Raw genomic sequence first — 22,578 nt, 5'->3', positions numbered from 1 at the left:
AATTTTTGCGGGATTTGACAGCCTCGGGAGGTGGATTTTTGGCTTGCGGATGCCGCTATCCCCACTGTCATTTCCCGCATCCCCCGCTGTCATTCCCCGCGAAGGCGGGGAATCGAGTATGCTGCGGCTTATCCGTATACGACTGCTGCCTCTGGAATACTGGATCCCCGCCTTCGCGGGGATGACAACAGAGCATCACTCCGCCGCCTGCAATCGCGCCTCTGTCTTCTTCGGCGCGATGCAGAACGCATCGGGCCGCTCGAACAGGAAATTGCCGCCAAGCCGCAGAGCGATCTGCCAGATCGCGAGCGAGCCGATCACGCCAACGATGGTCACGATCAGCGACACCGCACCGATGTCGGGAATGATGCCCGTGCGCAAGAGCAGCGTCCGTGTCGCCGCCATCGGCAGGAAGAAGGCGAGATAGATCACGATCGAATGCTCGCCGCAGAAGCGGAAGACATTCAGCCATTGCGCGCGCGCGAGCAGCGTGCCCATCGTGATGATGGCGCAGGCCCCGGCGAAGCCGAGCACGAGCGATACGATTTTCCATTCGCTGGCCCCGAGCGCAACGAGGCCGGCATTGACCAGCGCCCATGTCGCGAGCGCTGCCAGCGCCCATGCAGGATGATTGCGCGCGCGGTCCGACAGCGCGAACACGAAGGGCGCGAACAGATAGCCCGAATAGAAATAGACGAAACGCGCGCAGAACTCGTCGATCGCGGTCCAGCCGGTTGCGACACGTGCCGTCTCCAGTGCGGCCGCGATGAGCCAGATCGCGGGCGACGGGACTCGCCGTGTCAGTTTTGTGACGACGAAGAAGATCGGCAGGAGGTAGATGAACCATAGCGTGCCGAACGGCTCGACGAAGGATTCCAGATACAGCAAGCCGGCGTCGCGCCAGCTCGTTTCCGCCGCGAATGCGGGGGCCTTGAAGCCGAACTGGATTGTCACCCAGACGACATAGAAATAGGCGAAATGCACCACCTTGCGGTCGAGATAGGTTCGCCAGTCCCGGTCGATCACCAGTGGCAGGAACAGGCCCGAAATCAGGAAGAAATCCGGCATCCGGAACGGCTTTGCGAAGGCGACCAAAACATGCATGAAACCGGTCTCACCGGCAGCAAGCTCGACCCCGAGCACCGAATGCATCATCACGACCATGACGATGCAGATGCCTTTGGCGTAATCGATCCAATCGACACGCGCAGCAGCCGGGGCCTTGAGTCCCCCGCTCGCGGCGATTGTGCCTGATGGTGCCATGGTGTCTCTTTTTGAGGCGTGTTCCGCCAGGATCTGCGTGAACGCGGGGCAGTTTGCCGCCTTGCGGCTTACGATTTCTTTACCGGTACAAGTGCTGTGCCGTTTTTTGTACGCGGGCTGTTCCCTCACCCCGGGAAAATGCTAAACCGCCTTGGAATAGGGGTTTTGTTAACCAAGCCAAACAGGGTTTTTCATGCGCATTGCTATGATCGGCACGGGCTATGTGGGACTGGTGTCCGGGGCCTGCTTTGCGGATTTCGGTCACGACGTCATCTGCGTCGACAAGGACGAGAAGAAGATCGCGGCCCTTCATCGCGGCGAGATCCCGATCTACGAGCCCGGGCTTGACGAACTGGTCGCGACGAATGTGAAGGCCAAGCGGCTGGAGTTCACCACCGATTTGTCCAGGCCGGTCGCGGATGCCGATGCTGTCTTCATCGCGGTCGGCACGCCGTCGCGCCGCGGTGACGGCCACGCCGATCTGTCCTACGTTTATGCCGCCGCGAAAGAGATCGCGCAGTCGCTGTCCGGCTTCACCGTCGTCGTGACCAAATCGACTGTCCCGGTCGGCACCGGCGACGAGGTCGAGCGCATCATCCGCGAGACCAATCCCAAGGCCGACGTGGTCGTCGCCTCGAATCCCGAATTCCTGCGCGAGGGCGCGGCGATCCGCGACTTCAAATTCCCCGACCGCATCGTCGTCGGCACCTCCGACGAGCGCGGCCGCAAGGTGATGAGCGACATCTACCGTCCGCTGTCGCTGAATCAGGCGCCGCTGATGTTCACGGAACGCCGCACCGCCGAGATGATCAAATACGCCGCCAACGCGTTCCTCGCGACCAAGATCACCTTCATCAACGAGATCGCCGACCTCTCTGAAAAAGCCGGCGCCAACGTGCAGGAGGTCGCGCGCGGCATTGGCCTGGACAACCGCATCGGCACCAAATTCCTGCATGCCGGTCCGGGCTTCGGCGGCTCGTGCTTTCCGAAGGACACCAAGGCGCTGATCAAGATCGCGCAGGACTACGACGTGAGCCTTCGCATCGTCGAGTCCGTGCTGGCGGTCAACGAGAACCGTAAGCGCGCGATGGCGCGAAAAGTGAGCCAGGCGCTCGGCGGCTCGCTGCGCGGCAAGACCATCGCCGTGCTCGGCCTCACCTTCAAGCCCGACACCGACGACATGCGCGATGCGCCGTCGATCCCGCTGGTGACCGGCCTGATCGACATGGGCGCGAAGGTGAAGGCCTTCGATCCCGTCGGCATGGAGCAGGCGAAGAGCGAGCTGCCCAGCATCACCTATTGCGAGGACGCCTATTCCTGCGCGGAAGGCGCCGATGCGATCGTGATCGTTACCGAATGGGTGCAGTTCCGGGCGCTCGACCTCGACCGGCTGAAGGCGACCATGGCCCAGCCCGTCATCGTCGATCTGCGCAACATCTACCGCCCCGAGGAGATGGCTGCGGCCGGTTTCGTCTATGAGAGCATTGGACGACCGCCGGTGCAGGGCTGATAGCCACATATGATTGTCATACCCCGCGAAGGCGGGGTATCCAGCAATCCGCGATCTTCGTAATAGCCGGGATCCGAGTTTACTGGATCACCCGCACCAGTGCGCAAGTGCGCACAAGGCGGGTGATGACGGAAGCGAGATATTTGCCCCGCAGTTTCGACACGCCCCTCCCGATCGATGCCGTGCTCGACGACCTCTCGCGCACGCTGGAGGCGCATAATGCCGCCGTGCTGGTGGCGCCCCCGGGCGCCGGCAAGACAACGCGCGTGCCCCTGGCGCTGCTCGATGCCCCCTGGGCCAAAGGCAAGAAGATCATCGTGCTGGAGCCGCGGCGCATCGCGGCGCGCGCCAGCGCCGACCGCATGGCCAAATCGCTCGGCGAGCGCGCTGGGGAGACTGTCGGCTATCGCGTCCGCTTCGGCTCGAAGATCTCGCGCGCGACCCGCATCGAGGTGGTGACGGAGGGCATCTTTACCCGCCAGATCCTCGACGATCCCGAGCTGTCGGGCATCGCCGCCGTCCTGTTCGACGAATTCCACGAGCGTTCGCTCGATGCCGACATGGGCCTCGCGCTGGCGCGCGATGCGCAAACCGGCCTGCGCGAGGATTTGCGCATCCTCGTGATGTCGGCAACGCTCGATGGCGCCCGCGTCGCAAAATTGCTCGGCGAAGCGCCCGTCGTCGAAAGCGAGGGCCGCGCCTTTCCGGTCGAGACGCGCTATCTCGGTCGCAAGGCGGACGCGCCGGTGGAGCGGCAGATGGCGGATGCGATCGCCTCGGCGCTGCGGGCCGATGCCGGCTCGGTGCTGGCGTTCCTGCCGGGCGCCGCCGAAATCCGCCGCACCCAGAACCTCCTCGCCGAGCGCGTGCAGGACGCTTCGATCGAAATCGTGCCGCTGTTCGGCGCACTCGACGCCGCCGTGCAGGATCGGGCTATCTCGCCGGCGCCCAAGGGCACGCGCAAGGTGGTGCTGGCGACCTCGATCGCGGAGACCTCGCTCACCATCGAGGGCGTGCGCATCGTGGTCGATTCCGGCCTTGCCCGCGTGCCGCGCTACGAGCCCGACATCGGCCTGACCCGACTCGAGACCGTGCGCGTCTCGCGCGCGGCGGCTGACCAGCGCCGCGGCCGCGCCGGCCGCACCGAGCCCGGTGTCTGCTACCGGCTCTGGGATGAACCTCAGACAGCCTCGCTCGCGGCCTACACCCAGCCCGAGATCCTCAGCGCCGATCTGTCCTCGCTGGTGCTCGATCTCGCGCAATGGGGCGTCGCCGACCCTGCCGCGCTGTCGTTTCTCGACCCGCCGCCGCAGCCGGCCTGGAAGGAAGCAAAAAGCCTGCTCTGCGAGCTCAACGCGCTCGATGCCGATGGCCGCATCACCGCGGAGGGCAAGAGCCTGCGGGCGCTGGCGCTGCCGCCGCGGCTCGCCCGCATGATCGTGGATTCGCATCGTGCCGGCGAGGGCGAGGCCGGCGCCGAGATCGCCGCCATCATCACCGAACGCGGGCTCGGCGGCGACAGCGTCGATCTCGAGCACCGGCGCGACCAGTTCCGCCGCGACCGTTCCCCGCGTGCTGCAAGCGCGCGCGACCTCGCGCGGCGCTGGGCCTCGCAGGTGGCGGCGTCGGAGAAGGCGGCGACCGGCGAAGACGGCCTCTCGACCGGCCTGATGCTCGCCTACGCCTTCCCGGATCGCGTTGCGCGCAACCGCGGCAATGGCAGCTTCGTGCTCGCCAACGGCCGGGGTGCTGCCGTGGATCAAACCTCCTCGCTCGCCCGTGCACCCTATATCGCGATCGGCGAGATGACCGGCACGGCGGCGAGCGGGCGCATTCTGCTCGCCGCGCAAATCTCGCAGGACGAGATCGAACGGCATTTCGCCGAGCACATCGAATCCGCCGAGGAGATATCGTTCGATCGCGGCGCGATGGCGTTGCGGGCGCGGCGCAAGCGCGCGCTGCACGCGATCACGCTCTCCGAGGCGACGCTTGCCGTCTCGCCCTCGGAGGACACTGCGCGCATCTTCGCGGACGGGCTGATCGCCGCCGGCCTCGACCGGCTGCCCTGGTCGAAGGCAGCCAAACAATGGCGCGATCGCGTGATGTTTTTGCGCAAGGCCGAGGGCGACAGCTGGCCTGATCTCTCGGACGACGGATTGATCGCGCGGCGCGACGATTGGCTGGTGCCGGCGCTCTACGACAAGATCGCGCTGAAGGATATGTCCGCCGGCGAACTCTCCGACGCGCTGATGACATTGTTGCCGTGGGAGATGCGCGCGCGGCTCGACCGCGCGGCGCCGACGCATTTCGAGGCGCCGACCGGCAGCGTGCTCGCGATCGACTATGAAGCCGAGCAGGGGCCGACCATCGCGGTGCGGCTCCAGGAATTGTTCGGCCTCAACACTCATCCGTCGATCGCCGCCGGCAAGGTGCCGCTGGTGCTGGAGCTGCTGTCGCCGGCGCAGCGCCCAGTGCAGGTGACACGCGATCTCCCCGGTTTCTGGCGCGGCAGCTACAGCGCCGTGCGCTCCGATTTGCGCGGCCGCTACCCGCGCCATCCCTGGCCGGAAGATCCGGCGAATGCGCTGCCGACCCGGCGGGTCAAGCCGCGCGGCACGTGAGGCGCAAGAAGACCCTCATGGTGAGGAGCGCGGAACGCGCGTCTCGAACCATGTAGGCCCGCCTTTCACCCGCGGCCATCCTTCGAGACGCCCGCTTCGCGGGCTCCTCAGGATGAGGATATGCCGTATCTGCGACACCGGCGCATTAACCGTCCGCTCATCCTTTTCGTCAAAATAGCACAGCTCTGGCCGCAGCGTCGCTCGCGGACAGGCCTGCCGCGTGGTGAAATCGAGCCTTCCGGCTCGGAACTGGTGTGATGCGTAACATAATGATTTTCGCGGCGATCATGATCGGCCTCGGCACCTTCATGGCGCAGATGGCGGACAGGATGAGCTCCGCCTCGGCGACGTCGGTGCCGCGCACGGTAGCAGTCGCGTCCATCGCGCCGGCCGCTGGCCGTAGCCTCAACATCCCTCGCGACGGCCGCGGCCACTTCCAGACCGAAGGCCGGATCGAAGGCCAGCGCATCGGCTTCATGGTCGACACCGGCGCCTCCGTGGTTGCGCTGAACGAGACCTCGGCCGCCCGTTTCGGCCTGCGTCCCTCGCGCAGCGATTACAAAGCCACCGTCTCCACCGCCAACGGCACCATCAAGGCCGCGCGCACCCGCATCGCCATGCTCGATATCGGCGGCCTAATCGTGCGCGACGTCGATGCCATGGTGCTGCCCGACGAGGCACTGTCCGAGAACCTGCTCGGCCTCTCCTTCCTCTCCCGCCTCAAACGTTTTGAGTACGCCAACGGTCAGATGGTGCTGGAGCAGTAAGGGTCTCCCAAAGGCTCCAGCGACCGCATATTTCAAGAAAATCTCTATTCCGACCGCTCTCGCGGCCAGATTTCCCCGTTACCAAACTGCCGCAATTATCATCCATAAGCTGCCATTCCCGCCTTCCGCAGCAGCCCGGCATTCGCTAAGGCTGCATCAAGTCTGGCTCTTTTTCACGAGACCGTCTCCATGTTCCCCAAGCCGAAATCCGTGTTGCTGCCCAACACCTATGCCTTCGAATCCGAGCCGATGGTGAAGGCCACGGGCTTTCGCGAATACGACGCGCGCTGGCTGTTCCAGAAGGAAATCAACCTGATGGGAATCCAGGCGCTCGGCATGGGGCTGGGCGCGCTGATCGCAGAGCTCGGCGTCAGCCAGGAGATCGTCACCGGCCATGATTTCCGCGGCTATTCGGCCTCGATCAAATATGCGCTGATCTCCGGCCTGATGGCAGCAGGCTGCAAGGTGCACGACATCGGGCTCGCGGTGACGCCGATGGCCTATTTCGCCCAGTTCGACCTCGACGTGCCCTGCTGCGCCATGGTCACGGCCTCGCACAACGACAATGGCTGGACCGGCGTGAAGATGGGGGCCAACCGCCCGCTGACCTTCGGCCCGGACGAGATGACGCGACTGAAGGAGATCGTGCTGGGCGCCGAGTTCAAGAACAAGGCCGGCGGCTCCTATCAATTCCACGAGAATTATCCGGCGCGCTACATCGCCGATCTCACCAGCCGTCCGAAGCTCAAGCGCAAGCTCAAGGTCGTCGCGGCCTGCGGCAATGGCACCGCCGGCGCGTTCGCGCCGCAGGTGCTGGAGGCGATCGGCTGCGAGGTGATCCCGCTCGACACCGAGCTCGACCACACCTTCCCGAAATACAATCCGAACCCCGAAGACATGGAGATGCTGCATGCGATCCGCGACGCGGTGCTGCAGCACAAGGCCGATGTGGGCCTCGGCTTCGACGGCGACGGCGATCGCTGCGGCGTGGTCGACAACACCGGCGAGGAGATCTTTGCCGACAAGGTCGGCGTGATGCTGGCGCGCGACATGTCCGCGATCCACAAGGACGCGCAGTTCATCGTCGACGTGAAGTCGACCGGCCTGTTCATCACCGATCCGGTGTTGCAGAAGCAGGGTGCAAAAACCACCTATTGGAAGACCGGCCATTCCTACATGAAGCGCCGCACCCATGAGACGGGTGCGCTCGCCGGCTTCGAGAAGTCCGGCCACTTCTTCTTCAACAAGCCGTATGGACGCGGCTATGACGACGGTCTCGTCTCGGCGCTCGCGATCTGCGACATGCTCGATCGTGCCCCCGGCAAGTCGATGGCCGATCTCAAGAACGCGCTGCCGAAGACCTGGTCGTCGCCGACGATGTCGCCGCATTGCGGCGACGAGGTGAAGTACGGCGTCATCGACAAGGTGGTGAAGCACTTCGAGGGCTTGCAGGCCAAGGGCGCCAAGATCGGCGACCAATCGATCCGCGATCTCGTCACCGTCAACGGCGTCCGCGTCACGGTGGAGGACGGCAGCTGGGGTCTGGTGCGGGCCTCCTCCAACAAGCCCGAGCTCGTCGTCGTGGTCGAGAGCCCGGTCTCCGAGCAGCGCATGCACGACATGTTCGAGATGGTGAACAGCGTGCTGCGCACCCATCCCGAAGTCGGCGAGTACAATCAGAAGATTTGAAGTGCGAGGCTAGCCTCACTTGCTGTCATGCCCCGGCTTGACCGGGGCATCCAGTACGCCGCGGCTCATCCGTACCCCATCGTCGTCTCTGGAATACTGGATCGCCCGGTCAAGCCGGCGATGACAGTTTGCGTGTGGTGAGCCTTAACCCGCCACCACAGCCGGGATCGGCAGCGCGGTGACTGACTTGATCTTCTCCATCGCGAAGCGCGAGGTGACGTTCTTCAGCGGCACGGCGCTGATCAGCTTCTTGTAGAACACGTCATAGGCCTGCATGTCGGCGACGACGACGCGCAGCATGTAGTCGACGTCGCCGGCCATGCGATAGAACTCCATCACCTCGGGCATGGCGCTGACGGCTTCGGCGAACTTCTTGAGCCAGGCGTCGGAATGGTCGGAGCTCTCGACCGACACGAACACCGAGATGCCGAGCCCGATCTTGTTCTGGTCGACCAGCGCCACCCGCTTGGTGATCACGCCGTCGGCTTCCAGGCGCTGGATGCGCTTCCAGCAGGGGGTCGAGGACAGGCCGACGCGGTCGCCGATCTCGGCGACGGAGAGGGAGGCATCATCCTGCAGCACCATCAGAATCTTGCGGTCGATGGCGTCGAGGCGGCGGCTGGTCTCGGGGAGCGGGACGGCGAGATCGGTCATTTGAAGAACTTTGTTCCATATCAAGGGTCGTTTTTCCTGATATAGAGAAAATCCTTCTATAGCAAGTCTATAATCTCGGCATCCGTCCGAGCGTCGTCCCGCGCGGCATGTTCAAAAGCTCTTCAACTTCAACGCGTTGCGGAGCGGCCAGGCCGCCGCCGTGACGGGTGCATTTCAGCGCCGCGGCGGCCGCGGCGAATTGCAGCGCCTGCCGCACGCCGCCGCCTTCGGCAAGGCGAAGCGTGAAGGCGCCATGGAAGACGTCGCCGGCGCCGAGCGTATCGACGGCCTGAACCGGAACCGCCGGCGTCTGCTCCAGTTCGCCGCTCTCGTTCAGCCAGATCGTGCCACGCGGGCCGCGGGTGGCAGCGAGGAAGGCGGGCGTGAGTCCGGCCAGGCGCTGCAACGCCTCGCCGTCGTCAGGGATGCCGGCTGTCTCCTGTACCTGTTCGCTGGCGAACAGCAGGTGCGAGGCGGCCGTGAGCAGTCCGTCCTGCAACGATATCGCGCGGTCGACGCCGACGATGACGACAATGCCGCGCCGGCGTGCCTCAGTGCAGAGATCCGTGCAGAACGATGCGCAGCGGCTCTCGACGAGGACCGCCTGACAATCGGCGAGCAGCTTGTCGGCGTCGGGCAGCTCGACTGTCCACAGCGCCGGATCGCGATAGATCGTGAGCGTTCGCTCGCCCGTCGCGTCAATGATGATGGCAGAGACGGGCGTGGTCGCATCAGGTATGCGCACAATATGGCTTGTGTCGATATTTTCGGATGTCATGCGCTCGAGAATGAAGCCGCTCGACGTTTCCTGCGCATCGCCCATCGGACCTGCGAACGCGACGCGGCCACCAAGCCGCGCGATAGCGATCGCGGCATTGAGCGCATTGCCGCCGCAGATCTCCGCAAGGTGCGTGGCGTTGGCCTTGCTGCCGCGCGCGGGCACTGCCTCGACACGAAAGGTCAGGTCGCGCACGGGAATGCCGATGCAGAGGATGCGCGGCGCGATCACAGAGTGCGCCATCGGCGGTCTCAGCTCTTGTCGTGCACCCAGCGGCCGAGCAAGTGATGGGCGATGGCGAACGGGTGCGGACCGGCGAGCCCGTCGGGATGGGTCCGCGTCAGCATCAGGGCGGCCTCCTCGCGCGTGAACCAGCGCGCATCCTCCAGCTCGGAATGATCGACGACGATGTCCTCGCTCACGGCCCGCGCGCTGCAGCCGATCATGAGCGACGACGGATAGGGCCAGGGCTGGGTCATGTAATACTGCACGTCGGTGCAGCGGATTCCGGATTCTTCGAGGATCTCGCGGCGTACCGCGTCCTCGATGGTTTCGGCGGCCTCGACGAAGCCGGCGAGGCACGAATACATGCCGGGCGGAAACTGCTTCTGGCGGCCGAGCAGGCACCTTTCGCCGGAGGCGACGTGCATGATCACGACGGGATCGGTGCGCGGGAAATGCTCGGCCTTGCAGCTCGGGCACTCCCGCTTCCAGCCGCCTTCCTTCATCGCGCTGCGCGTGCCGCAATTGGCGCAATAACCATGGCGCTGATGCCAGCTCACCATCGACTTCGCCATCGCGATCGCCGACAGCTCCTGCGGCGGCACCGCGCCCTGCATCGCCATGCCGCGCAGCTCGCTCAGCGCGTAGTCCTCGCGCCCGATCAGCTTCTCGGACGCGGCCTGCGAGAGGCCCATGCCGAACATCGCGGCGCCGTCGCGTAAGCCTAAGAAGATCGTGCCGGGATTGGCGCCGCATTTCAGCGCCTCGTCGATTCCGAGCAGTGCGCGCACCTTGTCGCCTTCGCGCTTCACCAGCAGCGAGTCGCGGTAGACCACATAGGCGCGCGACGACGGCGTCTGCTCCATCGCGAACAGCCTTTCGTCGTCGCGGCGCAGATGCGCGGCGCGGTCGAGAATGTTGGTGACGAAGGCCGGCTGCCCCAGCGGAAACGAGTCGAATGCTGACATTTCTTGTTCTTTCAACCCAACCAGATCTTGCGGCGAAGCGCGCTGATGAAAGTCTGCACCTCGGTGGCGTCGTGCGCCAAGGGCTGCATCACGCCCCAGACCGGCCGCGGCCAGGCGGCGTCACTGGTTCGGCGCGCGATGATGTGGACGTGAAGCTGGGGCACGAGGTTGCCCAGTGCCGCGATGTTGAGCTTGTCGCATTGGGTGATCTCCTTCAGCGCGCGCGAGACGCGGGAGATCTCGGTCATCAATTGCGCCTGCTGCACCTCGTCGAGGTCGATGATCTCGACCGTATCCGCGCGCCGCGGCACCAGCAGCAGCCAGGGATAATGCGCGTCCTTGATGACCAATACCTTGGACAGCGGCAAATCGCCGATGTCGATGGTGTCCTCTTTCAGGCGGGAGTGCAGCGACCAGGCGGGTTCGGGCATGAAGATTTCCGGATGGCCCGACGGGAATCGGGCATGGCGGGGCGGAACCCCTGAATATTTGCTCCGACCATACGACAGCGATTCCGATAGGGGAAGGATGGCGCTCCGCAGGGGCCGCATACGCGATCGTCGTCCTGGACAAGAGCAGCGCAGATCCAGGACCCATTACCACAGGATTGGGCTTGGCGAAGATTTGGGGTTTACCGACTTCGTGCCACAAACTTCTCCTTGGGGTAATGGGTCCTGGCTTTCGCCAGGACGACGGTGGGGGCGTGCTTTTACGCCTCCGCCAGCACTCGCGCATTGGCGCGGACCGAGGCTTCGCTGACGCGGATGCCGAGGCCCGGGCCGTCGGGCACCACGACGTGGCCGCCGCGATTGGCGACGCGCTCTTCCAGCACGTCCTCGGTCAGCACATGGTGCGGCATGTAGAATTCGCAGCCGAGCGAGATTCCCGGCGTCGCCGCGATCAGCTGCGTGCCGGCGGCGAGCCCGATGCCGCCCTCCCACAGTGTGCCGCCATAGCCGGGCAGGCCGGCGATGTCGGCGATCGCCATGATCGCCTGCGCCTCGAACAGGCCGCCGGCCTTCATCAGCTTGATCGAGACGGCATCAGCCGCCTCGCGGCGCACCACCTCCATCATGTCGCGGCGGTCGAAACAGCTTTCGTCGGCGAGCACGGGCGTTTCCAGCGCCGCGGTGAGCTGCGCCATCACGTCGAGATATTTGCGCGGCACCGGCTGCTCGATAAAGGTCGGCGCGAACTGCTCGATGTCGCGCAGGATCTTGATGGCGCCGAACGGCGCTAAGGCCTGGTTGTAATCGACGCGAAGGTCGACCTTGTCGCCGAATTCTTTCCGGATCGCCGCGAGATGATCGAGGTCTTCGCGATGCGGCTTCACGCCGGTCTTGACCTTGTAGATGACGTTCCCGTCCGGAACCATCTTCCGCATGCGTTCGAGATCGGCAGTGAAATCCGGATCGGCGATGGAGAACGACAGCGGGATCGTGTCCCGCACGCGGCCGCCGAGCAGGTCAGCGACCGAAAGTCCCGAGGACTTGCCGACGATGTCGAGCAGCGCCATTTCGATCGCGACCTTGGCTTCGGCATGTCCGACCAAGGCACGATCGAGCTCGGCCATCAGCGCGCGGATGCGACGCACCGACTTGCCCATCACGATCGGCCGCAAATAGATGTCGAGCGCGGCGAAGGCCGCTTCCGGCGTTCCCGTGAACACTTCCCACGGTGCCGCCTCGCCCCAGCCTATCACGCCGTCGCTCGACGTCAGTTCGAGCAGCACGCGTTTCACCGTGCCCTTGACGTTGCCGACGCCCTGGAGGCGCGCCATCTTGATCGGGCTCTCGATCAGGAACAGCCTGAGACGTGCGACGGTCGCTTCGGTCATGTCAGGCCTCCATTGACGTGCCAGACCTGGCCGGTGACGTAGGATGCTTTTGGGGAGGCCAGAAAGGCGATGATCTCGGCCACTTCCTCCGGCCGCCCGCGGCGATTCATCGGGATCAGTGCTTCGGTCGCCGCGATCTGCTCGGGTGACAGCCGGCTTTCGCTGGGCTTGTCCTTGATGATCAGGCCCGGCGCGACGGCGTTGACGGTGATGCCCTCCCCGGCGAGCTCGACTGCGGTGAGGCGCACCAGCGCTTCGAGCGCGGAGCGGCTCGCGGCCGTCGCTGCAAAGGGTGCGAACTCCGGCCGGATCGCGTGCGCCACGAACGACGACACTGCCACGATCCGCGCATCTCGTCCCGCACGCAGCAGCGGGAGCGCGGCGTCCACCAACCGCGTGAACGCCAGCGCCGATTCATCCATCGCCTTGCGGAACTGATCCGCCGGCGTACCGATGGCGCTCCCGCGGCGGGCATGGCCGCCGACCAGGATCAATCCGTCGAGCCGGCCGAAGGCGCTTTGCGTAGCGGCGAGGGCGTCGGTGACCGCGGCCTCCTCGGCGAGATCGCCGAGGCATTTTGCGACGATCGCACCTTGCGCTTCGGCTTCCGCGGCCGTGACGTCGAGACCCTCTGCGTTCGAGCGCGTGTGGAGCAGCAGCGCCGTGCCGGGCGTTGCGAGCAGTCTTGCGGTGGCGCGGCCGATGCCGCTGGCGGCGCCGGTGACGAGATAGACGCGGTTGATATCGGACATCACGATGCCGTTGTGGCCGGCGGCAATGCGCCGGTGCGGTGGAAATGGCTAAGGAAGGCGCGGGTCGCAGCTTCTCTTGGATTGTCGATTACCTGCCGCGCCGGGCCTTCCTCGATCACGACGCCGTCGCGCATGAAGATCAGACGGTCGGCGACTTCGCGGGCAAAGGCGATCTCGTGGGTCACGATCACCATGGTCATGCCCTCCGACGCCAGCTGCTGGATCACGGCGAGCACCTCGCCGACAAGCTCGGGATCGAGTGCGGAGGTGGCTTCGTCGAACAGCATCACGTCCGGCTCCATGGCAAGCGCCCGGGCAATCGCGACGCGCTGCTTCTGTCCGCCGGAGAGCGTTGCCGGATATTGGTCGGCCTTCTCTGCAAGGCCCACCTTGACGAGTTGCGCTCGTGCGAGTTTCTCGGCGTCCGCCCTGGCCATGCGCCGCACCGTGACCGGTCCCTCCATCACATTCTGGAGCGTCGTCATGTGCGGGAACAGGTTGAAATGCTGGAACACCATGCCGGTGGTGGCGCGGAATCCTGCCAGCGTCTTCACGTCGGGCAGCTTTGTGCCTTGTCCGAACGAAAAGCTCGTGTCGCCAACGCGGACGCTACCGCCGTCGGGCGTCACCAGGAGGTTGATGCAGCGGAGCAGCGTCGATTTGCCGGAGCCGGACGGGCCGATCAGCGCGACGACGCCGCCCTTGGGGACATCGAGGCTGATGTTCTTCAGGACTTCGTTGCTGCCAAAGCTCTTGCGCAGCGCCCGGATCTCGATCTTGGAAGAGGTGTCGCTCATTCGCCGACCGCCAGTCGCTTCTCGCCGCGCCGGACCATGATGGTCAGGGGAATCAGGATCGCCGCATAGGCAACCGCGACGGCGGTGTAGGTCTCCAGCGGACGGTAGCTGTCATGGGCGGCGACCTGGCTCTGATAGACCAGGTCGGGCACCGCCAGCACCGAGACCAGCGAGGTGTTCTTGAACTGGATGATCGACTGGTTCATCAGCGCCGGGATCATGCGCTTGATCGCCTGCGGCAGCACGATGCGCCGCATGCTCTGGCCTGGGGTCATGCCGAGCGCGGCGCCGGCTTCGGACTGGCCGCGATCGATCGAGATGATGCCGCCGCGGATGATCTCCGAATAGAACGAACCGCCATAGAGCGAGAGCGCCAGCGCCGAGGCCGTGATCGGCGTCATCTCGACGCCGGCCAGGATCGGCAGCGCGTAATAGAACCAGATCAGCTGCACCAGGATCGGCGTGCAGCGGAACGCCTCGATGAAGGTGAGCGCGAGAAGGCGCACCGCGCGAAAGCGCGACAGGGTCCCGAACGCGCCGAACAGGCCGAAGACGAGGCCGAGCACAACGATGACCAACGTGAAGCCAACGGTGACGCCGAGCCCGTTGAGAAAGAGCCAGCGATAGCTCCAGAGGATGCCGAAATCCCACTGATACATATTATCTTGGACCTCAGTCGCGCGCGAATTGAAGACAGTCGAGCCGCATGCTCGGTGCACCTCTCCCGCTTGCGGGAGAGGTCGGCGCGAAGCGACGGGTGAGGGTTCTATCCTCTTGGGGAGTCTCCGTAGAGGAGACACCCTCTCCCCAACCCTCTCCCGCAAGCGGGAGAGGGGGAGCACAGGCGCTCGGGGATCCAGCCCGATCCAAATTCAGCATACCTTACAACGACACGCCCGGCGGGATGTCCGCCTCGGTCACGCCCACCAGCTCCATATTGGTGATGATCGCGTTGCGGATGAAGCCGAGGCCCTTGTTGAAGTCGATCCAGGTGTTGACGTAGTCGCGCCAGGTCTTGTCGGTCTCGCGGCGGAAGCCGGCGTTCGACGTCGTCGCAAAGATCGGCGTCGGCAGCACGAACTGGCCGAGCGAGGGGTTCTTCTTCAATACCGTCAGCGACAGCATGGTGATCAGGCACTGCGCGTCGACGCGGCCGGTCTGCAGCGCGGCGGTGGCGTCATCGGCAGTCTTCAGCCGCGAGATCTGCGCCTTAGGCGTCAGGCGGCTGACGACCTGGTCGTGCGACGAGCCCTGGTCGACCGCGATCTTGACGTCGGGCGAGTTCAGCTCGGCCCAGCTCTTCGGCTTGAAGTCCTTCTTGCAGAGGATACCGAAGGCGTTGTTGAAGACCGGCACCGAGAAGTCGACCACCAGCGCACGCTTCGGAGTCGGGTTGAGGCCGAAGAAGATGTCGATCTTGTTGGACTGCAGGTCGAGCACCGAATTGCCCCAGGTGGTCTCGGTGATCTCGAGCTCGGCCTCCATGTCCTCGGCAAGCGCCTTGGCGATGTCGACGTAAAATCCCTTCCACTGGCCCGTCGAAAGATCCTTCATGTAATAGGGCGCGCCGCCGCCGACCGCGCCGATGCGCATCTTCTTGGTGCGGCGGATGCGGGCGAAGGTCGATTCATTGGAATCGGCGGTCTGCGCCACGGCCGGGGAGGCCAGCGTCGCCGCAGCCATCGCGCCAAGTCCGACAATCGATGCAACATCACGACGTGTAACCATTGGGATCAATCGCTTTTCTGTTGGAAGGGGTTCCGGCAGCGTTCTTACCAAGGCGCCTCCGGCAGTGAAAGCACAGCCTATCGGCTAGGCAGACCGGGAATTGCCCGGATGCTGGGCAAGCCACCATGAAGCCCAGCCTGTTCAAGCCGATACCCGCTTGCTTTCCGGTCCTTTTGGCCCCAAATAGGGACCGGGAGATTGGCGGTGGACGAGCCACTCGCCAACCGGGTCAGGTCCGGAAGGAAGCAGCCCTAACGAGGTCCGGATCGGGTCGCTCGTCAGTCTCCTACCTGTTTTTCCGAGCGAATTGCGCCGGCGGCTCGGGCCGCCAGCGCGCTCCTTTCCGCAAAGCCGGCCGAAAGACACTTCATTGCGGATCGACCGATGACCGACGCTGGCGCCCCTCCCAACCCTCACAGCGCCGGCCAGGCCAGCACGCCCTACCGGGTGCTGGCGCGGAAATACCGTCCTTCAAGCTTCGACGATCTGATCGGCCAGGAGGCCGTGGTCCGCACCGTCTCCAACGCGTTCGAGACCGGCCGCATTCCGCAGGCCTGGATTCTCACCGGCGTCCGCGGGGTCGGCAAGACCACCACCGCGCGCATCCTTGCCCGTGCGCTCAACTACGAGATGCCGGATGGCTCGGTGAAGGGCCCGACGGTCCAGATGCCGACGCTCGGCGTGCATTGTCAGGCGATCATGGAAAGCCGGCACATGGACGTGCTGGAGATGGACGCGGCCTCGCATACCGGCGTCGACGACGTTCGTCAGATCAATGACAGCGTCCGCTACGCGCCGGCCAGCGCCCGCTACAAGGTCTACATCATCGACGAAGTCCACATGCTGTCGACAGCGGCGTTCAACGCCTTCCTGAAGACGCTGGAGGAACCGCCGGAGCACGCCAAATTCGTGTTCGCCACGACGGAGATCCGCAAGGTTCCGGTGACCGTGCTGTCGCGCTGCCAGCGTTTTGACCTGCGCCGCGTCGAGGCCGACGTGCTGATGAAGCATCTCGCCAACATCGCGGCCAAGGAAAACGTCGAGATCGAGCCTGAAGCGCTCGGCATCATCGCGCGCGCCGCGGAAGGCTCGGTGCGCGATTCGCTCTCGCTGCTCGATCAGGCGATCGCGCATGCGGCGGGCACCGTGAAGGCCGATGCCGTCAGGCAGATGCTGGGGCTCGCCGACCGCACCCGTGTCATCGATCTTTTCGATTCTCTGGCGCGTGGCGACATCGCATCCGCGTTCAGGGAGTTCCGCGACCAATACGACGTCGGCGCCGATCCGATCGTCGTGCTCTCGGATCTCGCCGAATTCGTCAATTTCGTCACCCGCGTGAAGATCGTGCCGGCGACCGCCGACAACGTCGCCTATGGCGAGACCGAGCGTGTGCGCGCACGGGATTTCGCCTCGAAGATCTCGATGCGCGTGCTGTCGCGGATGTGGCAGATGCTGCTCAAGGGCATCACCGAGGTGCAGGCCGCGACGCGGCCCGCGGCTGCCGCCGAGATGGTGCTGGTGCGCATCGCCTATGTCGCCGACCTGCCGACGCCGGACGAAGCGATCAAGATGCTGGAGCAGAACGGCGGCGGTTCGCCGGTCGTGAGCGGCGGCGGTGCCACGCGCAGCGCGCCGGCCGGGCCGGTGGCGTCCGCGGCTCCAGTTCGCATTCCGACATCGTCGCCGTCCTCCTTCGGCGGCGGTGGTGCCCGTCCGCAGATGGCAACGCCCGCGCCGGATCCGCAAGCTGCCGCGCCCGTGTTGCGCGTCACGAGCTTCACCCAGCTCGTTGCGCTGGCCGGGCAGAAGCGCGACCTCCTGACCAAGGGCGCGCTCGAAGGCGACATGCGCCTCGTCCGTTTCGAGGAAGGCCGGCTGGAAGTCGCGCTCGAGCCCAACGCCTCCAAGACCATGATTTCCGATCTCGCGCGCAAGTTCGAGCTCTGGACCGGACGCCGCTGGACCGTGATCGTCTCCAACGAGCCGGGCCAGCCCACGCTGCGCTCGGTGAACCAGGCGGCCAAGCAGGAACATGCGCGCACCGCCGAGGCCGATCCGCGCGTGCGCGAGGTGCTGTCGCGTTTTCCGGGTGCGAAGGTCGTCGAGGTCCGCAGGCTTGCCCCCGAGGCGCCGGAATCCGATATTAATGCCGACTATGGCAGTGACGATCCGCCCGACGGTTCCGACGGCGACGATCTCTAGAGCCGATTTTCAAGGACAGCACCGATGGTCGATATATTCGGCATGATGAAGCAGGCGCAGCAGCTGCAATCCAAGATGCAGGAGATGCAGGATCAGCTCGCCAACGTCGAGGTCGAGGGCATCTCCGGCGGCGGTCTCGTCGCTGTGCGCATGACCGCGAAGATGGACGTCAAGGGCGTCAAGATCGATCCTTCGCTGATGAAGGCGGAAGAGCGCGAAGTGCTCGAGGATCTGCTCGTCACCGCGTTCGGCGAGGCCCGCCGCAAGGCGGAAGCCGCTATGCAGGAGAAGATGCAGTCGCTCACCGGCGGGCTCGGCCTGCCGCCGGGGCTGTCGGGGCTGTTCGGCCAGTAGGATGGGCGCTGTTGCGGGTCCTGAAATCGAGCGGCTGGTCCAGCTTCTCGCGCGGCTGCCGGGCCTCGGCCCGCGCTCGGCGCGGCGCGCCGCGCTGCATCTGATCAAGAAGCGCGAAGCGCTGATGATGCCGCTGTCCTCGGCCATGCAGGTCGCGCTCGAGAAGGTCCAGGTCTGCAAGACCTGCGGCAACATCGACACGCAAAGTCCCTGCACGGTCTGCACCGATCCGAGGCGCGATCCCTCGATCATCGTCGTCGTCGCCGACGTTGCCGATCTCTGGGCGCTGGAGCGGGCCAATGCCACTCAAGGGCGCTATCACGTGCTGGGCGCGACATTGTCGCCGCTCGACGGCGTCGGTCCGCAGGACCTCACCATCGAAGCGCTGGTGGCGCGCGCGCATGAGGCGCAGGTGCACGAGGTCATCCTGGCGCTGAATGCCACGGTCGACGGCCAGACCACGGCCCATTACATCACCGACCTGCTTCAGGACGCCAACGTAAAAGTAACCCGGCTCGCCCATGGTGTGCCGGTCGGCGGCGAGCTTGATTATCTCGATGAAGGCACGCTATCGGCCGCGATGCGGCAGCGTACCCTGTTCTAGCCATCCAGACTCACGGAACGGACGACATGACGAAACTTTTCGCCACACGATGGGCTTTGGTCGCGACGCTGACGATGCTGGCGACGCCGGCCATCTCCGCGCAGCAGGACGATGGGGCTCCGCCGCCGTCGAAGCCCGGCAAGCCGATCAATGCCGGCGAGGTGCTGTCGGGCGAGCTGAACACGATGAAAGTGCGCGACGTCAAGAACGTCGGCAAGCGGGTTGCGACCTACCAGATCACCTCCGAGCCGCGCCGCCTGCCGCCGCCGAGCGGGCTGTGCAATCTCGAGACCGGACCCGAAACCTTCCAGCTCGTTCCCAGCGGCGACGCCCAGGCCGCGCAGCTGAAGACGTTCGCCGGCAAGGAGATCTCGGTCAAGGTCGACGAGATCGCCTGCGCCAGCGATCCCGGCCAAATGAGCGAGGCCGTGATCACGAAGTGGAGCCTGATCAAGAAGCAGTAGCGGGGTGGGCGCGCTACCCTCTCCGTTCGTCATTGCGAGGAGCTCTTGCGACGAAGCAATCCAGATCGTGTCCGCGGCGGCAGTCTGGATTGCTTCGCTTCGCTCGCAATGACGAGGAGAGAGGGCAGTGTCAAACCCTCACCGGCCCCAGTGCATCAAAATGCCCGCGCTTCTGCAGCCAGGCCAGCAGCACCAGGCTCGGGATCGCCACCAGCATGCAGATCACGAAGAACAGCGGCCAGCCGGTGGTATCAGCCACGAAGCCGGCGCCTGACGAGAGATAGGTCCGCCCCACCGCGGCAAGCGCGGTGAGCAGCGCATACTGCGTCGCCGTGTGCAGCGGGTTCTGGCAGAGCGCCGAGAGATAGGCGACGAAGATCACCGTGCCGATGGCGCTGGTGAAGTTCTCACAAGTGATGGCGAAGGCGAGCGCCCATTGGCTGGTGCCGACGAAGGCGAGCCAGGAGAAGGAGAGGTTCGCGAGCGCCTGCACCACGCCGCCGATCCAGAGGCTGCTCGCGAGCGAATAGCGCCGGGCGACGAAGCCGCCGGCAAAGCCGCCGATCAGCGTCGCAGCGAGGCCCACACCTTTCACGATCGCGGCATAGTCGTTGCGGGAGAAGCCGAGGTCGATCACGAACGGCGCGGTCATCGTGCCGGAGAAGGCGTCGGTGAACTTGAACAGCACGACGAAGGCGAGTGCCGCAAGCGCGTCCTTGCGCGTCAGGAATTCCGAGAAGGCGCCGATCGCGGCGTGCAGCACGCGCGCGAACGCGGTTTGCGTCTGCGTCGCGGCTTCCGCCCGCACCGACTGCTCGGGTTCGGTCGCGATCAGCGCCGTGATCGTCCCGATCAGCACCATCGCCGCCATCACCACATAACCCCACATCCAGGCGGACGTGCGGGTGATGCCGGTGCTCTCGAAGCCCGACACAATGAACAGCGCGCCGGCGGTCGAGACCAGCATGCCGATGCGATAGGCCGCGACATAGGATGCCATGCCGGCGGCCTGCTCGCTTTCCGGCAGGCTCTCGACGCGGAAGGCATCGACCACGATGTCCTGCGTCGACGAGGCCGTCGCCACCAGCAATGCGCCGAGCGCGACATAGAACGGCGAGCGCGCGGGATCGGTCAGCGCCAGCAGCAGGATCGCGACGATCAGCAGCAATTGCGAGAACAGCAGCCAGCCGCGGCGCCGCCCGAACGCGCGCGTGAACAGCGGCACATGCATCGCATCGACCAGCGGCGCCCACAGGAATTTCAGCGTGTAGGGCGTGCCGACCAGCGCAAACAGCCCGATGGTCTTGAGATCGACGCCGGATTCCCGCATCCACACCAGCAGCGTCGAGCCCGACAACGCCAGCGGCAGCCCGGACGAGAAGCCGAGGAACAGCACGATCAGCACCCGCGGTTGCAGGTAAACGGCAAGGCTGTCACGCCAGGAGGTGGGGGTCGTATCGGGCGTGGCGGGGGAGGTCGCGTCGGGTGCGGTCATGGGTGGGTGTTAGCAGATTCTGGCCGCCACAAGTGAGGTGTCGCTCCTGCCGGCCAAAGAGGAGGTGTCGTCGCCCGGCTTGACCCGGCGACCCAGTATTCCAGAGGCCGGCATTATGGGGGGCCAGCAATCCCCGAATAGAGATCGTTCCAATCCGGATTGTCTTTCTCGATCAACGCGATCTTCCAATCGCGCTTCCACTTCTTCAGCCGCTTCTCCCGTTCGATCGCATTCTCGGGGTCGTCGAACTGCTCGAAGTAAACGAGCTTCACGACATCGTAGTCTTTCGTGAAGCTCTCGATCAGTTTCAACTTGTGCTCTGCCACCCGGCGGATGAGATCGTTCGTTACGCCAATATAAAGCGTGCCACCCATCTTGCTGGCGAGAATGTAGACGTAGTAGCAGCGAGCGCCCATCTGCCGCCTCTGGGATACTGGGTCGGCCGGTCAAGCCGGGCGACGACAGCGAGATTGAGGCGGCAGGTTACCGCATCTCAGCGTAGAATCACTCCCCAGCCTGGAGCTTCCTCGGGAACAGTTCGGCAGCGCCGGTGGCCACGAGATGCGGGGCTTCGGGCGCATCGGTCTTGCTGAAATCGAGCTCTTCGATGCGCCCGGCGCGCTTCTCGATCTTGTCGGCGGAGATCAGGATCTGGCGGACGTCTTCGTTGGCGTCGGCAAAGTGTTTCTGCAATTTCAGCACGCGCTCGCGCAGGCGGCCGAGATCGTCGCCGAGCTTGATCACCTCGGTCTGGATCTGGTCGGCGGCATCGCGCATGCGCGCGTCCTTCATGATCTGCTGCATCACCTGGATCGCGAGCATCAAGAGCGACGGCGACACCAGCACGACGCGGGCGCGATACGCCTTCTGGATCACGTCGTCGAAACCGTCGTGAATTTCGGCGTAGACCGATTCCGACGGCACGAACATCAGCGCCATTTCCTGGGTCTCGCCGGCGACGAGATATTTTTCGGCGATGTCGCTGACGTGCTTCATCACGTCGCCGCGCAGCCGCTGCGTGGCGATCCGCTTTTCCTCATCGGTGCGCGCATCATGCAGCGCGGTCATCGCTTCCAGCGGAAATTTCGCGTCGATGCAGAGCGGCCGCTGGTCGGGCAGGAACACGACGCAGTCCGGACGCTTGCCGGTCGAGAGCGTGAACTGGAACTCGTAGGCGCCCTTCGGCAGACCGTCCTGGACGATCGCCTCCATTCGCGCCTGACCGAAGGCGCCGCGCGACTGCTTGTTGGCGAGCACGTCGCGCAGGGTCGTCACCTGCGTGGTGAGGTCGGTGAGGTTCTTGTGCGCGCTGTCGATGATGCCGAGCCGCTCGTGCAGCGCGCGCAGGCTCTCCATGGTGTTGCGGGTGGTGTGCTCCATGGATTGACCGACCCGGTGGGTCACCGAATCCAGCCGCTCGTTGACCGCGCGTGCCATGTCTGCCTGGCGGCCGGCCAGCGTCTGGGTCATGGCATCGACCCGCCCCGAAGCCTCGCTCTGGGCATGCAGCATCTGGCTGATGCGCTCCTCGAGTTCGTCGGCGCGGATCGCGTTGGCCATCGCGAGTTCCGCGCCGCGCCGCCCCGAGCGTGCAATCACCACGGCGATGACCGCCAGCAGGATGAGGACCAGCGCGCCGAAGCCGATCAGCGCGTCCACCGTGCGCACCGGCCAGTCGCCAGCCGTGAAAATGATCTCGTTCATGCCTGCCCTTCTAGCCGATTCGCACTGTGGCACGAACGAATAGCGAACATTTCGAGGTAATGCCCTGCTAATTTTGGTGGTTAACGAAACCTGAAGTTTTATGGTTAGGGGAGGGTTAACGGGGTTCCTGGCCGCATTGACCGCGTCCGGCGCCCGGCTTAAATCGCGG

At 65.0% G+C, this 22,578-nt stretch carries 21 protein-coding genes and 1 other RNA gene; 9 read left to right on the top strand and 13 right to left on the bottom strand.

The annotated features are described in order from the left end of the window. Positions 1-195: 195 nt before the first annotated feature. Complete coding sequence (locus ABIB90_RS01730; protein ID WP_354200019.1) at positions 196-1,263, bottom strand: acyltransferase family protein; 1,068 nt, start codon at positions 1,261-1,263, stop codon at positions 196-198. A 193-nt stretch (positions 1,264-1,456) separates the two neighbouring features. Between ABIB90_RS01730 and ABIB90_RS01725 the strand changes: the two genes are divergently transcribed. The 4 genes from ABIB90_RS01725 (at position 1,457) to ABIB90_RS01710 (ending at position 7,850) form a co-directional block, all read left to right on the top strand. Further along, a complete protein-coding gene (locus tag ABIB90_RS01725) occupies positions 1,457-2,773 on the top strand; it encodes a UDP-glucose dehydrogenase family protein (RefSeq protein ID WP_354200018.1) in 1,317 nt (438 codons plus the stop codon). 143 nt (positions 2,774-2,916) lie between these two features. Further along, positions 2,917-5,394 carry an ATP-dependent helicase HrpB gene (gene hrpB / locus ABIB90_RS01720; protein ID WP_354200374.1) on the top strand — a complete coding sequence of 826 codons (2,478 nt, stop codon included), beginning with the start codon at positions 2,917-2,919 and terminating at the stop codon, positions 5,392-5,394. A gap of 257 nt (positions 5,395-5,651) precedes the next feature. Continuing rightward, positions 5,652-6,161 carry a TIGR02281 family clan AA aspartic protease gene (locus tag ABIB90_RS01715; protein WP_354200017.1) on the top strand — a complete coding sequence of 170 codons (510 nt, stop codon included), beginning with the start codon at positions 5,652-5,654 and terminating at the stop codon, positions 6,159-6,161. A 189-nt stretch (positions 6,162-6,350) separates the two neighbouring features. Beyond that, positions 6,351-7,850: a phosphomannomutase/phosphoglucomutase gene (locus ABIB90_RS01710; RefSeq protein WP_219682996.1), complete on the top strand. Its 1,500-nt coding sequence runs from the start codon at positions 6,351-6,353 to the stop codon at positions 7,848-7,850. Between the two features lie 144 nt (positions 7,851-7,994). Here ABIB90_RS01710 and ABIB90_RS01705 read toward each other — a convergent pair whose 3' ends face one another. From ABIB90_RS01705 to ABIB90_RS01665, 9 genes are all read right to left on the bottom strand, one after another. Then, positions 7,995-8,504: an Lrp/AsnC family transcriptional regulator gene (locus ABIB90_RS01705; protein WP_354126968.1), complete on the bottom strand. Its 510-nt coding sequence runs from the start codon at positions 8,502-8,504 to the stop codon at positions 7,995-7,997. 67 nt (positions 8,505-8,571) lie between these two features. After that, positions 8,572-9,525, bottom strand: coding sequence for a sugar kinase (locus tag ABIB90_RS01700; protein ID WP_354200016.1), 954 nt, complete (start codon positions 9,523-9,525; stop codon positions 8,572-8,574). Between the two features lie 8 nt (positions 9,526-9,533). Further along, positions 9,534-10,472 carry an NAD(+) diphosphatase gene (gene nudC / locus ABIB90_RS01695; protein WP_354200015.1) on the bottom strand — a complete coding sequence of 313 codons (939 nt, stop codon included), beginning with the start codon at positions 10,470-10,472 and terminating at the stop codon, positions 9,534-9,536. Between the two features lie 11 nt (positions 10,473-10,483). Next, positions 10,484-10,903: an HIT domain-containing protein gene (locus ABIB90_RS01690; protein ID WP_219682994.1), complete on the bottom strand. Its 420-nt coding sequence runs from the start codon at positions 10,901-10,903 to the stop codon at positions 10,484-10,486. A gap of 278 nt (positions 10,904-11,181) precedes the next feature. Beyond that, on the bottom strand, positions 11,182-12,309 hold the full coding sequence (locus ABIB90_RS01685; RefSeq protein ID WP_354200014.1) for a muconate cycloisomerase family protein: 1,128 nt from the start codon (positions 12,307-12,309) through the stop codon (positions 11,182-11,184). After that, the gene (locus ABIB90_RS01680; protein WP_007597709.1) at positions 12,306-13,061 is read right to left on the bottom strand and encodes an SDR family NAD(P)-dependent oxidoreductase; all 756 of its coding nucleotides are present in this window, start codon (positions 13,059-13,061) and stop codon (positions 12,306-12,308) included. Before ABIB90_RS01680 ends, ABIB90_RS01685 begins: the two co-directional genes overlap by 4 nt. Continuing rightward, a complete protein-coding gene (locus ABIB90_RS01675; protein ID WP_354126964.1) occupies positions 13,061-13,858 on the bottom strand; it encodes an amino acid ABC transporter ATP-binding protein in 798 nt (265 codons plus the stop codon). The genes ABIB90_RS01680 and ABIB90_RS01675 overlap by 1 nt, the downstream gene beginning before the upstream one ends. Beyond that, positions 13,855-14,517 (bottom strand): amino acid ABC transporter permease, encoded by a 663-nt coding sequence (locus ABIB90_RS01670; protein WP_354126963.1) that lies wholly within the window; start codon positions 14,515-14,517, stop codon positions 13,855-13,857. Before ABIB90_RS01670 ends, ABIB90_RS01675 begins: the two co-directional genes overlap by 4 nt. A 223-nt stretch (positions 14,518-14,740) precedes the next feature. Then, on the bottom strand, positions 14,741-15,586 hold the full coding sequence (locus tag ABIB90_RS01665) for a transporter substrate-binding domain-containing protein (RefSeq protein WP_035993754.1): 846 nt from the start codon (positions 15,584-15,586) through the stop codon (positions 14,741-14,743). Positions 15,587-15,779: 193 nt separating this feature from the next. Here ABIB90_RS01665 and ffs point away from each other — a divergent pair. The 5 genes from ffs (at position 15,780) to ABIB90_RS01640 (ending at position 19,210) form a co-directional block, all read left to right on the top strand. After that, positions 15,780-15,876: signal recognition particle sRNA small type (gene ffs / locus ABIB90_RS01660), an RNA gene on the top strand. Between the two features lie 94 nt (positions 15,877-15,970). Then, positions 15,971-17,788, top strand: coding sequence for a DNA polymerase III subunit gamma/tau (locus tag ABIB90_RS01655; RefSeq protein WP_007597705.1), 1,818 nt, complete (start codon positions 15,971-15,973; stop codon positions 17,786-17,788). Positions 17,789-17,812: 24 nt separating this feature from the next. Beyond that, positions 17,813-18,142: a YbaB/EbfC family nucleoid-associated protein gene (locus tag ABIB90_RS01650; RefSeq protein WP_007597704.1), complete on the top strand. Its 330-nt coding sequence runs from the start codon at positions 17,813-17,815 to the stop codon at positions 18,140-18,142. Between the two features lies 1 nt (position 18,143). Next, positions 18,144-18,746 carry a recombination mediator RecR gene (gene recR / locus ABIB90_RS01645; protein ID WP_007604678.1) on the top strand — a complete coding sequence of 201 codons (603 nt, stop codon included), beginning with the start codon at positions 18,144-18,146 and terminating at the stop codon, positions 18,744-18,746. Between the two features lie 26 nt (positions 18,747-18,772). After that, positions 18,773-19,210: a hypothetical protein gene (locus ABIB90_RS01640; RefSeq protein WP_007597700.1), complete on the top strand. Its 438-nt coding sequence runs from the start codon at positions 18,773-18,775 to the stop codon at positions 19,208-19,210. Between the two features lie 130 nt (positions 19,211-19,340). On the opposite strand, the gene ABIB90_RS01635 is transcribed toward ABIB90_RS01640, so the two are convergent. The 3 genes from ABIB90_RS01635 to ABIB90_RS01625 all read right to left on the bottom strand — a co-directional run bounded on the left by ABIB90_RS01635 (position 19,341) and on the right by ABIB90_RS01625 (position 22,409). Next, complete coding sequence (locus ABIB90_RS01635) at positions 19,341-20,705, bottom strand: AmpG family muropeptide MFS transporter (RefSeq protein WP_354200013.1); 1,365 nt, start codon at positions 20,703-20,705, stop codon at positions 19,341-19,343. A gap of 113 nt (positions 20,706-20,818) precedes the next feature. Next, positions 20,819-21,121: a GIY-YIG nuclease family protein gene (locus ABIB90_RS01630; RefSeq protein ID WP_007597697.1), complete on the bottom strand. Its 303-nt coding sequence runs from the start codon at positions 21,119-21,121 to the stop codon at positions 20,819-20,821. An 88-nt stretch (positions 21,122-21,209) separates the two neighbouring features. Further along, entirely contained in the window at positions 21,210-22,409 is a 1,200-nt protein-coding gene (locus ABIB90_RS01625; protein ID WP_354126960.1) for a DNA recombination protein RmuC, read from the bottom strand. Positions 22,410-22,578: the final 169 nt, after the last annotated feature.

Source organism: Bradyrhizobium sp. JR4.1, from assembly GCF_040548605.1.
GTDB lineage: Bacteria > Pseudomonadota > Alphaproteobacteria > Rhizobiales > Xanthobacteraceae > Bradyrhizobium > Bradyrhizobium canariense.
Note: the sequence above shows the minus strand (reverse complement) of the source record. Positions and strands in the feature narration are given on the sequence as shown.